The following is a 13827-nucleotide window of genomic DNA, read 5'->3' as shown; positions in this document are numbered from 1 at the left end:
CCTCACAGCTGGCAACGCGGGTGTGGCAGCATAAACGCACGGCTGCGCAGAGACCGCAATCGAGCGGGAGAAGCAGCTGAAGAAGTGGCGCCGCGCCTGGAAGATGACAAATTGCGTCCCTTTCGGCCATGGGCCTCGGCCTGACAGTCCACAGTCCTGTGAGACTGGTGAGGATTTGCCCGGTCGGCTGCACGTTCCCCACAGATTTGTCGCACACCCCGACCAGATTCGCGAGTTGGCAGTGCTTGCATGGCGTGGGTGGAATTCGCTAGGTTCTGTCACCGCTTGCGTGGTCCGGTTATCAGACGAGACGATCGGAGGGCGGAGGGTCACAGAATGGATGGTCCGTCGGCATGTGGTTCCTGGATTGACCGATGAACGATGCGTGCGTTGACCTGTGTTTCAGGATGACGGGGTCCGGCGTGCTGTTGGATCATGGCTACGCCTTGTACGCGGCGTTGTCGCGCGTGCTACCGGCGTTTCACGAGGCCAAGTGGCTGGGTGTCCATCCGCTCACAGGGCTGCGTATTGGGAACGAGCTGAAGCTGGCAGGCAGATCGCGGTTGCGTCTGCGACTGCCGGCGGATCGGATTCGCGAGGTGTTACCGTTGGCGGGTAAGCCGCTCGACGTGAACGGCGCGGTGCTCCGAATCGGTGTGCCGGAGGTTCGCGCGCTGACACCGGCGGCGACGCTACGGGCGCGGCTGGTGAACATCAAGGGGTTTCAGGAAGCGGAGCCGTTCCGCGAGGCAGCGCAGCGGCAGCTCGATGCGCTGGGGATCAAAGGGCAGCTCGTCGTCGGCCGGCGCCGGGTGATACGGATCAAGGACAAGACCGTTGTCGGATTCCAGGCCATGGTGTCCGAGCTGACCGCTGAGGAGTCGATTACGCTGCAGGAGCGCGGTCTCGGCGGTCGGCGCCGGATGGGTTGCGGGATCTTTGTCCCCGTGCACGGGGCTGAGCGGGACGGGACGAACGGATGACGGATCGCGACGTGCATCTCGCGCTGCTGAGGGAGGTCGCCGGTTTGAGATCTCAAGTTGGCATCCGAGGGTTGGGCACCTGGTCGGCATCGGCATCGACCGCAGTGGGCTTGTCGATAGGGCGAAGCGGCCCAGCAGGGGCCGGAGAACGCTGGAACGCGAGGCATTATTCGAGCTAAGTTCACCAGTCGAGGGAGATCGACCATGCAAGCGTATGAGGTGGCCCTGCCGGCGCCGGACAGATAGGGTGCGACCGTGGAACTTGAGATTCCCGCCATTCCCGCCTTTCGACTGGACGGAATGGATCGAGTTCTTCAGCCGTACTCGTGAGCCGGACGGACGCCGCAAAGGTCTCGTGGAGGTACAGTGTCAAGGCTCGCCAATCCCGAGGAGTACCAGAGAGCGCAGAAAGAGCTTCACGATCTGGAGGCGCGACTCGATCGCCTGCAGCGCGATCATCCGTTGGGGTCGAAGGGCTTCACCAAAGCGGGTGTGCGCAAGATGATTGCGCGTTTGCACGAAGAGCTGGCGCAGTACGAGGGCAGCCAGGAGGCGCGCCGGGCGGATGCCCCATAGCAGACGCGCGGCGGGAGATTGGTGGCCATTCGCCGGTGCAATCATGATTCAGAACGACCAAGAGCTGGTGGTGATGCGCGCGCGCGTCGCAAAGATCGAGAAGGTGATCGAGGCGCTGCGCAGGACGGCGCGGCCCGAGGAGTGGCCGGCGCTCAGCTCAGGCTACCGGCTTGAGATTGAGCGCAGGGTGAGATCCTCGACTACTTGGTGCAGGGAGCGCCAGCGGCTCGCCCTGGTGCTGCCGCCTGAACGCCAGGTGAGGGTAGGCAAGACGGTTCAGGTCAATGTCGGAATCATGCACGCGTTCGTGAAGCTGCGCGAAATGCTGGCGACGCACAAAGACCTTGCCCGCAAGCCGGAGGCGCTGGAGCGGAAGTACGACGGGCAGTTCAAAGTGGTCTTCGACGCGATTCGACAACTGATGGCGCTGGCGGCGGTCAAGCGGCGGCGGATCGGGTTTGGCGGTGAGGCGTGACGTCACTCGGGCTGCGCCGGGCGACAAGAGATGGACGTGGGTTGTGATTCATGACCGCTGCGCTGCGGGCCTTCCCGGAGATGGGCGTTGGTCTGGGTCCGGTCTCTTGTGGTAGACGAAGGGCGGAGGGGCAGGCGGGGTGTTGGATCGCGACGTTCGACGAGAAGACATACAGAGCCTGAGCACTCGAGACCAGGCCGCAGCGTTCTTCGCGATGCTCGGTTACCGCACCGAGGCGCGGTTGGTGCAGTCAGCAGCGAATCTCGGGGTGACCACCGAGTCGCTCATCCGGCAGATCACGCACATCGAACGCCTTGCCGACCACGAAGGTTTACTTCAGGTCTACCTCGCTGAATTGTCGTCGGTGACGCTGGCGGCCACGCGCGGCATCGCCGCTGCCTTGCGCAAGCGCGCAGGCAACTACCTGCTCGTGCTGACCCACGACTGCGAGCGCATCGACTTCGCCCTTCGGGAGCGGCGGGCTCAGAACTGAGGCGGGGTTTCGATTCGCTCCGGCTCATGATGGGAGGCTCACACGTGTGCAGGGTCAACCCGCCATACTCATTTACGGGCAAGCTCTACGTACTCGCCCTCCGTGCGGCCATCGCTTCATGCAGTAGCAGATCCCCCAAAACCAAGTCACTCTGCCTCCCCCGCAACCGACGTCTTGTCGACGATCCTTGGCAGGTTTTCCGCAAGCGCCAGCACGGTAGAAGCCGCGCCGCGGGCCGCCATGCGGCGAAAGTCGTCGACATACTCCTTGATCCCGTCCAAACCGCCTTCCCGCATCCGCAAGGCGTGCTCGTAGCCGAGCATCAGGATGCGCATGCCGAGGATGTACTTCTCCGTGACGACGTCGCGCGCGAGGTCACCCCGTTGCTGCAGGCGGTATCGGAGGTGGTACGAGTTGTCGTAGTTGATCCGATAGAGAAGCTGGTCGTTCCCGAGGTCCCGCATTGTGCCGCCATCGTTCTCGTCGAACCCGTCGGGCCACTTGTCCGTGACCTGGTCGCCGATCGTGCGGCCGTCCTTGGTGAGCAGTACGTATCGCGGGAGCCCGTGCGTGGGAGCAGTATCGCCTTGACCCTCCTTGGGCTTGCCGCTTCCTTCCGTGCCGGGAACCGGTCGGGGCGGCTTCGGCGGACGCGGCGGTTTGGGGGGCGGCGGAGGTTCCTCCTCCACGATGCGGAGTGTCAGGCCGTCGCCCACCGGTGCGGGCATGGCGTCATCGAACAGTTCAATCCGGAACGTGAAAGAGTCACCCACCTCGACCTTTCCCTCAAGCGGTTCGAACTTGACCACGAGCCGGCCGTCGTGAAGCTGCTCGCGAATCGTGAAGCGGGCCGATACCGTCGGCTCGATGACCACGCGTCCTCGGTTGTCGGCGCGATTCAGATATCCGTTCTCCGCGTCGGTGCGCGCTGCCACGGGGCGGCTCCGGTTAATCGGTACCTCGATTCCCTTCCCGCGCGGTTTCTCCTCGATTCGCAGAAAAGTAGGACTGTACTTACCTTGGAATGTCTCGGTCCCGCGATCACCGTCTGCGGCGCTGCCGCTTGCAGGGAGGCGAATCACCGGATCGCGCTCGTTGAGGAGCATGGCGAGATTGCGGTCGGCATCCACCAGCTTCTGGAAAAGGTCATTGCGTTCCGAATGCGCGGCGCGGTTCAGTTCCTCGACCGCAACTTGCTTCTGCAACTCCTGGAGTGCCGTCGATTCCTTGATGGTCTTGGTGACGAACTCGCGGTACCGCTCGCCGACGATCGTGTTCCTGATGTGTTCGCGGTCGCCCTTCCAGACGTCATTGTGGGCGGCGAACGTCAAGTTGCTCGCGTCCACGACGACGATGACGCGGTCCTTCAATGCCGGGAAGCCGCAGTCTGTCAGGTAACCTCGCGTCTGCTTGAACTGCACCTGACCGTTGACGGCGTGGAACACGCGGTTGATCGTGTTCGCCGGCGACAGCCAGGTCGGGAGGCTCCGCTTGAGGGGAATCGCTTCAATCGAGATCTCGCCGAGCTCGGGATCGACGACCTTGCCGACGTTGGCGAGTTCGGTACCGACGGCCTCTTCCTCGTCGTCCACATCGTTTTCCTTGTGCGAGCGGAGGAGCAGAAACTCCATGCCGTAGAACGGACGCGGGTCGATGCCTTCGGCGCGCTCGCCGCCGCGTTTCGGGTCCGCCTTCTGTCGGAAGTCGAGCAGTCGGAAGGGTAAGATCGTTTCGACCAAGTTCTCGTTCAGCGCTTCCCGCGCGCCGCGAAAGCTCAGGAACTTGGAGCCGACCTGGTAGTCGTAGAGCTTGATCACCGTGCCGGTGGCCAGATGACTACCGTCGTAACGTTTTCCGTCGTTCTTCGTGAACGGATAGAGCACGTCGGCCTCGAACGACGGGATCGTCCCGTCTGGGAGAACAAAGTACTCGGCGATGGGCATTCCCTCTCCGGGTCGCCGCCGCATAAGGGTCCATCCCCAAACCGATTTCCCGTCGTAGCGGCGCGAGACGATCAACTTGTACCAGCGCCGGCCGCAGTAGCTAAGCACGCCGCAGGAGCCCATGTTGTACTTGCCCTGGACGAAGGGGATGCTCCGCTTGTTCCCTTCGCTGAGTGACAGGAACGTTTTCTCGAAGTCACCGGACCGCTGCCCTTCGCCATTGTCGACGAACGTGTAGCAAGGCAGCCCTTCCTTCTTGTTCTTCGCGCCGGTGATGCCGATCACCAGGTTCTTCGAGGCGAACTCGCGCAGCCAGGGATCCTTCGGGTCGAGATTTACGAGTTTCCCACCGCGCAGCGGCTTGATGAGTTTGTCGACGGCCTCGTACATCGTGCGCGGGGCCTTGGGGCTCTTCGGGTCTATACCCTTGAGGTAGGCGTGCTTCATCAGGACGGCGTCGACCATGTTGGTCATGAGCTCGGTCAACGCCTTGCCGCCATCTGACGCTTGATTCGAGGTAATGTTGAAGTTCGTCTCGCGCCGGTCGAGCGGTCGCCAGTTTGTAGTCTCGCGGAGCGCGCTTGTCGCAACGAGGGCATCGACGGCCGCCTCGGATTCCGCCGCCAGCAGATCCAAGCACAGCTTCCTGCCGTCGATTCCGCTATTCAAGGATGAACTTGACGCTGTTCTGGCGCTTTTGTGCGAGCTCGAACCTCTTCTTGCACGCATTGAGTTCCTCCTGAAGTGCCCTGAAAATCTTCTCGACGTCTTCGGGGGTGTAGTCGTAGTTCGAGCGATTCGAGAGGTTTCCGACGAGCTGGAGCGATTTCAGTGCTCGCGACACTCGTTTGCTGGCCAAATTAACGAACTTGTTTCTGTCCTCGTGTCTCATTTTTCGCCAGGTTATAGCATATCTACGTGTAGATACGTCATATGTACGCGCGCTCGAGCACCATGTCAAGCGCGTCGCCCCCGTTTTTCTCCCCCCGTTTTGACCCCTTAACCTTACCCACAAGTCGGCCCGCTGAACACGGGCGATGGTTTGTGCCACAAGGGGGGCGTGGCGGAGGTTGTGCGGGCTGGGGGCCGGGAATTTTCGGCGGAGGTGATCGAGCGGATTCGTGACGCGGTGCAGAGCGATGCGGAGCTGACCCGCTGCGAGTTGTCGCGGCAGGTGTGTCGGTGGCTGTCGTGGCGCCAGCCAAACGGACGGCTGCGAGAGGTCAGTTGTCGGGTGGCGCTCAGGGCTTTGGAGCAGCGCGGCGTGATCAAGCTCCCAGTCGCGCGGGCGGCTGGTGATCATGGCCGCGCTCGGGAGGTCAAACGGGACCAAATCGCTCTCGAAGAGCCGGCCGTAGCGTTGCCCACTGAATTGCGTAAGCTCGGTCCCATCGAGCTGGTGGTGGTCGGCAAACATTGCCCGCAGGAGTACCAGCAGTGGAAGCAGGCTCTGGAACGTTTCCACCCCGAGGGGCATGTGGCGCTGCCGCAGGCGCAGGTGCGCTACCTGATCCGGTGCCGTTACGGTGTGCTCGGCGCGCTGTGCTTCAGTGCGGCCGCACGGCACTTGGCCGCACGCGATGCGCACATCGGCTGGAGCACTCAGGCGCGCGCGGTCAACCGCGAGTTGGTGGTAGCCAACTCGCGCTTTGTGCTGCTGCCCTGGGTCAAAGTGAAGGGTCTGGCCAGCCACGTCCTGGCCCGGGCAGCGCGCCAGTTGGCGCACGATTGGCACAGCGCCTGCGGATTGCGCCCGGTGTTGCTGGAGACTTACGCCGACGCCGCGCGTTACCGCGCCACGTGCTATCGGGCCGCCGGCTGGCAGCGCGTGGGCGCCACCAGTGGACGTACGCGCAACGATCGCACCCGCACCCACCCGGGCCGAGTGCGCGACATCTATCTGCTGCCCCTGGTCGGCGACTACCGGCGCCGCCTGTGCAGTGAGCCGATTGTGCGCAAGCCGCCCCAGCCCTCGAGCCCTGAGCGCAGCTGGGCCCGGCGCGAGCTCTGGGGCGCCCAGCTCGGCGACCCGCGCCGCTTCGAGCGCCTTGTCAGCGTGCTCGAAGACTTCTATGCCAAGCCCAACGCCAGTCTCCCCCAGGCCTGTCATCACTCCTGGGGGCGACTCAAAGGAGCGTATCGCTTGCTCAGCAACGACCACATCTCGCTGCGCGACATCCTCGCCCCGCATTACGCCAGCACGGCCGAGCGCATGAACAGCGAGCCGGTGGTGCTCGCCGTGCAGGACACCACCTCGCTCAACTACAGCACCCACGGCGCCACCACCGGGCTCGGCACCATCACCAGTCAGGCCGACGGGGCGCTCGGTTTGGAAGTACACGACACCCTGGCCTTTACCCCAGGCGGTGTGCCGCTGGGTCTTGTGGATGTCCAAGTATGGGCGCGCGATCCGGCCGAGTTTGGCAAGAAGCACACACGCCGCCAGCGGCCGATCGAAAACAAGCAGAGCTATAAATGGTTGGCTAGCTTCCAGGCCGCCGCGCACGCCCAGCGCCTGTGCCCCCACACCCGTGTGGTGAGCATTGGCGATCGGGAATCGGATGTGTTCGAGCTCTTCGAGCTGGCCCGCTCGCGCGACGACCATCCCGCCCTGCTGGTGCGCGCCACCGCCGATCGGTGTGTGCAGAGCGCCGGCAGCATTGCGCGGCTGTGGCAGGTGGTGGAGAGCCAAAAGGAGTCGCAAGTGCGTGAGGTGCAGGTACCACGTACCGCACAGCGTCCCGCGCGCCTGGCCCGCTTGAGTGTACGTTACTGCCCAGTGGAGGTGCGCCCGCCGCGCCACGGAGCCGCTGGCCGTCGATCCCTGTGGGTGTGGGCCGTGCTGGCACGCGAGCACCACCCGCCGGCCGGCGTCGAGCCGCTGGAGTGGATGCTGTTGACCACCATCGAGGTCGGGACCTTCGCGCAGGCGATGGAGAAGATCGATTGGTACGTACGGCGCTGGGGCATCGAGGTCTACCACCATACGCTCAAGAGTGGCTGCCTGGTCGAGGAACGCGAGATCACCACCGCCGCCGGGCTCACCAACGCTCTGGCGATCGACATGATCGTCGCCTGGCGCATCCTCTACATGACGCGCCTGGGGCGCGAGGTGCCCGAGTTGCCCTGCACCGCAGTGTTCACCGAAGACGAGTGGCAGTCCTTGCTCAAGGTGACTCATCCGCACAAGCCTCTGCCCGTCCAGCCGCCCTCATTGAATGCGATCATTCGCATGCTCGCCAAGCTCGGCGGCCACATCGGTCGCAAGAGCGACGGGGCGCCCGGCGTCGAGTCCATGTGGACCGGCCTCATGCGGCTCTCTGATATCAGCATGTGCTGGCGTCTCTTCGGCCCCTCCGCTCGCGCCCCTTGAGTTGCCATCAAATCATCCGTGTCCAGCAGGCCGACTTGTGGGTAAGGTTAAGGTTTTGACCCGGCGAGAAGATTCCAATATCCTGCTTCAGCTGAGCCGAATGGATAGGAAGCGGGACGACGGGGAGATGGGAGGTACCGCTGGCCGCCCAGCGGGGAACCTGGAGTTCTTTGCCGTTGATGTGTTCTGTGGGGCGGGGGGTACAACCCGCGGGCTCATCGACGCTGGGGGTTATGTCGTAGCGGGCATCGACAAAGACGCGCGCTGCCGGCAGACCTACATAGAAAACAACCGCAACCGATTCCTCGACAACGCGCCGCCGGAATTTCTCCATCGTGACATTTTTCCCGCCGACAAACGGCACCCTGGCGGCCAGCAGGCAGCACTAATCGAGGACCTCGACCGCATTATCCCTAGGTTTCGCAAGCAGGGGTGGCGCGTGCCATGGCTGTTTGCGATATGCGCGCCGTGTCAGCCGTTCACCCGCCTGGCTCGCAAGGAACTTAGTCGTAAGCGGAAGGTCGGACGGCAACTAGACCGCCATTTGCTCTGCGAAGCGGTGAAGTTGGTCGAACGGTACATGCCTGAACTCGTTCTCTCCGAAAACGTGCAGGGCATCGGCGATCCGAAGTACGGAGGAGTCTGGGAAGACTTCCGTCAGTCGCTGGAAGCCCTCGGTTACGTCACTGGCGCCAAGGTGGTCTGCACATCTCGATTCGGCATCCCCCAGTACCGCAAACGTTCCATTCTCCTCGCCGTCCGAAGAGATGTCGCGCGCGAGGACCGCTATGTCGACTCGAAAGGAGTAAGCTTGCTCGTTCCAGAGGCCGACCCGGATGCCTCGACGGTGTCCGTGTGCGAGGCCATCGGGCACCTGCCGCCGATTAAAGCCGGCGTGCTGCATCCGGAGATTCCGAATCATCGTGCCCGCGACCTGAGCCTCCTCAACCAACGCCGACTGGCGGCCGCGAAACCGGGACAGTCCAATGCCTACATGGCGGACACACCGAATGGCGATCTCTCGCTCAAGTGTCACCGGAGGGTAAACCGGAAGCTCGGCACGCGCTGCTTCACGGACGTCTACACGAGGATGCACCCTGATCGCCCTTCGCCTACCATCACCACCAAATGCCACAGTATTTCAAACGGTCGATTCGGCCACTACGACGTGAAGCAGCGTCGAGGAATTTCCTTGCGCGAAGCGGCCATTCTCCAGTCGTTTCCGGAGGACTACGTCTTTTACCCTACGCACCAAATCGAGCCGATCGCCCGCATGATCGGTAACGCGGTGCCGCCGAAGCTGGCCAGCTTCTATTGCCGATACCTGGTGCGCTCGATCGAACCAGCGGTCGTTTTTCGAGGCCGCACCGGCCGCACCTCTGTCTCACCGAGGCGGCGGAGCAGCCGCTCCGTTCCGCGCTCGAGTTGACACTGCCAGATCACCGCACACCGCCAGCCCAATGCACGCAGTGCCCGCAGGCTCTCGCGGTCGCGGCGGATGTTGCCGTCGATTTTCCGATTCCAGAAATCCCGATTGGTACGCGGCCTCTGTCCCCGGCGACAGAGGTGGCCGTGCCAGAAGCAGCCGTTGGCGAACACGGCTGTCCTGAACGCCGGCAGGACGATATCCGGCTTCCCCGGCAGCCGGGGATGCAGGCGGAAGCGGTAGCCGGCTGCGAACAGTCGCTTGCGCACGAACAGCTCGGGCTGCGTGTGTGCGCCGTGGACCGCCGCCATCATGCGCGAGCGCTCCGCCTTGGTGACATGATCCGCCATTCCTCGACACCTTCCGCTTCCGGCAGCAATCCTACCACGACAACCCGAGCCGGCGAGCGTACCGGTGCGGCGGCTGCCGGGGCTGCAGCGAACAGCGCGGCGATTCGCGACGTAGGCTGATCGCGTGGTAGGTTGTCTGCCGAAGGTCGTCAACAAGGGAGGCATGTGCATGGTCGGCGACGAACCTCCTGTGAATCTGCCGCAGGGCGAGTTCCAGATGAAAATTCTCGGGCGCCTGCTCGAGCACCTCGGCGTTCAGATGTACAAGCGCCGCGACGTGGCAATCGCGGAACTCGTGGCGAATGCTTGGGACGCGGGCGCAAAGCAGGTTCGTGTCACGATTCCGGCGCCGACTGAGTATGACCAGGCAACCAGCAGCATCATCGTGAGTGACGATGGCTGCGGTATACCGCGCGGGGACATCGAGTCCCAGTACCTGGTGGTTGGCCGGGACCGACGGGGGGCGGGGCAGCCGGAAGTCGCGGGTCGACAACCGATGGGAAGGAAGGGGATCGGGAAGCTCGCCGGCTTCGGCATCGCCGAAGAGATGACCGTGTACACGTGGGCGGGTGGCGAAGGTACGCTTTTCCACCTCGACATAAACAAGCTGAAGGCAGAGGCCAATCGGGTGCAAGATGTTGCGATCCCTTGGCGCGATGCTCCGCCCGAGGGCGCGGCGCTGAGCGGGATGACGGTCACGTTGTCGCGACTCAAGCACAAGACGCCGCTCGACGCCGGCAGTATTCGTGAAGCCCTCGCGAGACGCTTCAGCCGCACCGTGAAAGGTCACATGGAAATCATCGTCAACGGTGTGGTGGTGGCGGAACCGATGATCGAGTTTGAGGCCCGCTTTCCGGCGGGCGAGGAGGATGCCAAGGAAGAGGAAGTCGACTGGACAGATGGCAAGCGCAAGGTCAGGTACTGGTATGGCTTCTCGAAAGGGGTGATCCAGAGCTCGGACCTTCGCGGCTTCACCATCTACGTCCGGGGCAAGACCGCGCAGGCGCCGCCGTTCTTCTTCCAGGTGGAAGGGACGGCGTCCGGTCAGCACGGAACCCGATACGTTACCGGAGCGATCGAAGCGGATTTCATTGACGAGCTGCCCGACAACGACCTGATCTCGACAGACCGGCAAGAGCTGGATTGGGATGCCGCCGCTTTGCTGGGGTTTCGTGACTGGGGCCGGAGGCTCTGCCGACGAGTGCTCATCGAGTGGGCCGACCGGAAGGGCGACCGCATCGAAAGACAGGTGGGGGAGGATCCCGGACTTCAGGCTCGTGTTGAAATGCTCGACGCGGATTCGCGGAAGCAGGTGAAGGCGTTCTTACGCACGCTCGCGAAGGCCGATCCCGACCGAGAACGCGTCGTGGAGTTGGCCGATGCGTTAGTGCAAGCTTATGAGTTCCGGCAGTTTCACGACCTATTGGAGGAACTTCGAGATGCCGCCGGGGATCCGTTTGAACTGGTACAAATTCTCGATCACCTCCAACGCTGGCAGGTATTGGAGAGTCGAGCGATCTTGGAAATCGTGAAAGGGCGACTGCAAGTCGCCGGCGTTTTAGAGCGGATGGTTGTAAATGACGCGCCGGAGACGGCCGGCAAGGTCGGCGCGGCCAACCTCCACGACCTTATCGCCGAATACCCGTGGCTCCTCCATCCGGAATGGCAGATCCTCCGCGAAGAGACCTCGATCACGAAACAACTTCGCGAGTGGCACCACGCCGAAACGGGCGCGGAAGTCGATTTGTCCCGGTTCGACTTCTTGGCCCTCACGAGCGAGCAGCTGTTGATCGTTGTCGAGATCAAACGCCCCGGTCACGCAGTGGAACTTGAGGAATTGCACCGCTTGGAGGGCTACGCGAATCGGCTCACGAGGGGCACGACGAAGCGTGTTTCGATGATGCTGGTATACGGCGGCACGCTGAACATCAGCGGAGATATCGAGATATCATGGCGCAAACGCGAGGATGCCGAGTTGAGTCTCTGGGCTGATATCGTGGAACGCGCACGCAGACACTACGAGCACTACAGAGCCGTGCTTGAGCGTAATATCAGCGATCCGGGATTCGTTCGGAAGACTCGCGAGGTGGCCGCAACACGGCAAGTGGTCGAACGCGGGAAGGACGCCGTTTATCGCGGGGCGGAGAGGCGCGGAAAAGGTTTGGGCGAACAAGATGTGGAGTACGAGAAGCCGCCGCGCAAGGAGTAGCGGAAGGAGGAGCGTTGAGCACAGCACGTCACCGGGACAAAGCGTACTGTATACCGGCAGGTGTTCCTCTTGCCGTGATGCCGAAAGGCGTTGAGCACCGCGCCGCCTCGTCGGTGATACGCTGCCGCGACGCCGTGGGCTCCTCTTGCCCTGCCCGTCGAGTACAAGCGCGGCAAGCGGCGGCGGTGGTTGCACGACGAAGTGCAGGTGTGCGCCCAGGCCATGTGCCTCGAAGAGATGGTGGGTGTGTCGGTGCCGAAGGGCGCGCTCTACTACGCGGCATCGAAGCGCCGGCTCGAGGTCGCAATTGACGAGGCGCTGCGAACTGAGACCATCGCTGCCGCGGCTCGCTACCATGATCTTGTGGCCAAGCGCGAAACCCCGCCCGCGCAGTTGCAGCGGAAGTGTGCGAACTGTTCCCTGCGAGAGCTTTGCCTCCCGGAACTGAGCAGCCTCGCTCCGGGTTCTGCCGCACGCGATCTGTCTCGTGCGCTCGGTGTCGGCGGAGAAAGGCAATGATGGCCGGTGCCAGCGCGCCGCTAGAAGACTTCAGGGCCGCGCTCGAAGGCCCTCGCCCGCATCACCCGCGGGAGAGGGTGCGGGTGAGGGTTCAGCCAGTGCGTGGGAAGTCCGCCCGCGGTTGTGCCGCACAACCGCGGGAGCAGGCGGTTCCCTCACCTCAATCCTCTCCCGCGAGCAATGCGGGAGAGGACGTGTCGCTTGTCTCGGTGCGGGTCATGCTGAACATTCGTGTCTTCAAAGGAGCGGCGTGTTCCGAGCACGCGCGCGCCGCTCGGCCGCCCGCTTCTTGGCCCGCGATGAGGCGCCGACCCGATGAAACTGCCGAACGCGCACCTGGCGCTCGTCGAGCACGAGAAGATCACTGACTACCTGCTGAACGAGGCGCACCGTTACGGCGCGAGCAAAGCGAGGTTCTTCGCATCGTTTGGGTTTCGCCGTGGTGATTGGAACGTACCGGCTAAGGCGCTGCGTGAACATGGGCAACAGCATGAAGTTGCCACCGTTCGAGAGACCGGTTTCGGCCCGCGGTACCAGGTCGATGGCGGATTGCAGACGCCGGATGGTCGCACACCACGCCTGCGAACCGTCTGGCAACTGGACCGTGGAGAAGTTGCGCCGCGGCTGGTCACAGCGTACCCTTTGGAGGTGCAATGAATTCACTTCATGCGCCGACACCCGTCGGAGCGTCGAGCGCCTCGCGCTTGGCGCGCACGGGGGCAGGATGCGATGGAGGCAAGCGATGATTAGGGAACACGATTGCATTGTGCTCATGCGGGACATCCCCGCAGAAGGCCTGCAGGCCGGCGACATCAGGACCGTTGTCCACATCCACGGGGGCGGGGCTGCTTACGAGGTTGAGTTCATGACCTTGGCAGGTGAAACCGTCGCGGTGGTCACGCTGCTGCCGGATCAGCTGCGCCCGATTGCACGGCGCGATGTCGCCCAAGTCCGCAAACTGCCGCCACCCTCTTTCTGAGCGCTCCTGTGCGCGACAAATTCGTGGGTAACGTGGTTCGGTGTTATGGCCGTCATTCCCGCGGAAGCGGGAATCGTGCGCCTGCGAGCGTGCATGGACAGCGAGGCGAAAGTCCTCGTCAGGCATGCGCTCTCCGGCCTGTAATCAAACGTAAGGGCGCCATCGAAAGGTGGGGTCCGAAGCAACGGGAGGTGAACGACCAGTCCGTAGGATAACGAACTCGATACGGCCGGGCAGACTGACGAGCCTGCGATTCAATGGCGAAGTCCAGACCGCGAGCAACACGGCGGGAGCCCTGCGCGCTGAGGGGTAGCGTGCGAAAGCGACGCAGGGGGCTGTCAGGTGGGTGGAGACGGAATGGTTGGAAGGCCGTGCACGTGAAGCAGGGAGACCTGCGCGGTGGGCAAAGGGCGGTGTTCATGCTCGCGGAGAGCCGAAGAGCCGCGAACGCCGGCGCAGGAGTCAGAGCCCCCATAGTAGCAATGAGGCATCTGTAATGGA

Annotated in this window: 13 protein-coding genes; 10 read left to right on the top strand and 3 right to left on the bottom strand. The window is 63.3% G+C overall.

The window, feature by feature from the left end; all coding sequences use genetic code 11:
* Positions 1-374: 374 nt before the first annotated feature.
* The 4 genes from cas6 to HY699_16935 all read left to right on the top strand — a co-directional run bounded on the left by cas6 (position 375) and on the right by HY699_16935 (position 2527).
* The gene (cas6, locus tag HY699_16950; protein ID MBI4517494.1) at positions 375-983 is read left to right on the top strand and encodes a type I-MYXAN CRISPR-associated protein Cas6/Cmx6; all 609 of its coding nucleotides are present in this window, start codon (positions 375-377) and stop codon (positions 981-983) included.
* Positions 984-1349: 366 nt separating this feature from the next.
* Positions 1350-1559, top strand: a complete 210-nt coding sequence (locus tag HY699_16945; protein ID MBI4517493.1) for a hypothetical protein — start codon at positions 1350-1352, stop codon at positions 1557-1559.
* Positions 1560-1854: 295 nt separating this feature from the next.
* A complete protein-coding gene (locus tag HY699_16940; protein MBI4517492.1) occupies positions 1855-2034 on the top strand; it encodes a hypothetical protein in 180 nt (59 codons plus the stop codon).
* Positions 2035-2176: 142 nt separating this feature from the next.
* On the top strand, positions 2177-2527 hold the full coding sequence (locus HY699_16935; protein MBI4517491.1) for a hypothetical protein: 351 nt from the start codon (positions 2177-2179) through the stop codon (positions 2525-2527).
* A gap of 146 nt (positions 2528-2673) precedes the next feature.
* On the opposite strand, the gene HY699_16930 is transcribed toward HY699_16935, so the two are convergent.
* The gene (locus HY699_16930) at positions 2674-5106 is read right to left on the bottom strand and encodes a hypothetical protein (GenBank protein ID MBI4517490.1); all 2433 of its coding nucleotides are present in this window, start codon (positions 5104-5106) and stop codon (positions 2674-2676) included.
* A gap of 25 nt (positions 5107-5131) precedes the next feature.
* A complete protein-coding gene (locus HY699_16925) occupies positions 5132-5362 on the bottom strand; it encodes a hypothetical protein (GenBank protein MBI4517489.1) in 231 nt (76 codons plus the stop codon).
* Between the two features lie 168 nt (positions 5363-5530).
* On the opposite strand from HY699_16925, the gene HY699_16920 reads away from it, so the two are divergent.
* Together HY699_16920 and HY699_16915 are read left to right on the top strand one after the other, a co-directional pair.
* Positions 5531-7843, top strand: coding sequence for an IS4 family transposase (locus HY699_16920; GenBank protein ID MBI4517488.1), 2313 nt, complete (start codon positions 5531-5533; stop codon positions 7841-7843).
* Positions 7844-7943: 100 nt separating this feature from the next.
* The gene (locus tag HY699_16915) at positions 7944-9272 is read left to right on the top strand and encodes a DNA cytosine methyltransferase (GenBank protein MBI4517487.1); all 1329 of its coding nucleotides are present in this window, start codon (positions 7944-7946) and stop codon (positions 9270-9272) included.
* On the opposite strand, the gene vsr is transcribed toward HY699_16915, so the two are convergent.
* Positions 9155-9619 carry a DNA mismatch endonuclease Vsr gene (gene vsr, locus HY699_16910; GenBank protein ID MBI4517486.1) on the bottom strand — a complete coding sequence of 155 codons (465 nt, stop codon included), beginning with the start codon at positions 9617-9619 and terminating at the stop codon, positions 9155-9157. The genes HY699_16915 and vsr overlap by 118 nt on opposite strands.
* Positions 9620-9788: 169 nt before the next feature.
* On the opposite strand from vsr, the gene HY699_16905 reads away from it, so the two are divergent.
* The 4 genes from HY699_16905 to HY699_16890 all read left to right on the top strand — a co-directional run bounded on the left by HY699_16905 (position 9789) and on the right by HY699_16890 (position 13326).
* Positions 9789-11828, top strand: coding sequence for an ATP-binding protein (locus tag HY699_16905; GenBank protein ID MBI4517485.1), 2040 nt, complete (start codon positions 9789-9791; stop codon positions 11826-11828).
* Between the two features lie 189 nt (positions 11829-12017).
* The gene (cas4, locus tag HY699_16900; protein MBI4517484.1) at positions 12018-12347 is read left to right on the top strand and encodes a CRISPR-associated protein Cas4; all 330 of its coding nucleotides are present in this window, start codon (positions 12018-12020) and stop codon (positions 12345-12347) included.
* A gap of 315 nt (positions 12348-12662) precedes the next feature.
* Positions 12663-13004, top strand: coding sequence for a hypothetical protein (locus tag HY699_16895; GenBank protein ID MBI4517483.1), 342 nt, complete (start codon positions 12663-12665; stop codon positions 13002-13004).
* Positions 13005-13089: 85 nt separating this feature from the next.
* Positions 13090-13326, top strand: a complete 237-nt coding sequence (locus tag HY699_16890; GenBank protein MBI4517482.1) for a DUF4926 domain-containing protein — start codon at positions 13090-13092, stop codon at positions 13324-13326.
* Positions 13327-13827: the final 501 nt, after the last annotated feature.

The sequence above is a fragment of the Deltaproteobacteria bacterium genome (genome assembly GCA_016210005.1).
In the GTDB taxonomy this organism is placed as follows: Bacteria; Desulfobacterota; Binatia; order HRBIN30; family JACQVA1; genus JACQVA1.
This window is presented reverse-complemented; position numbering and strand designations above follow the sequence as displayed.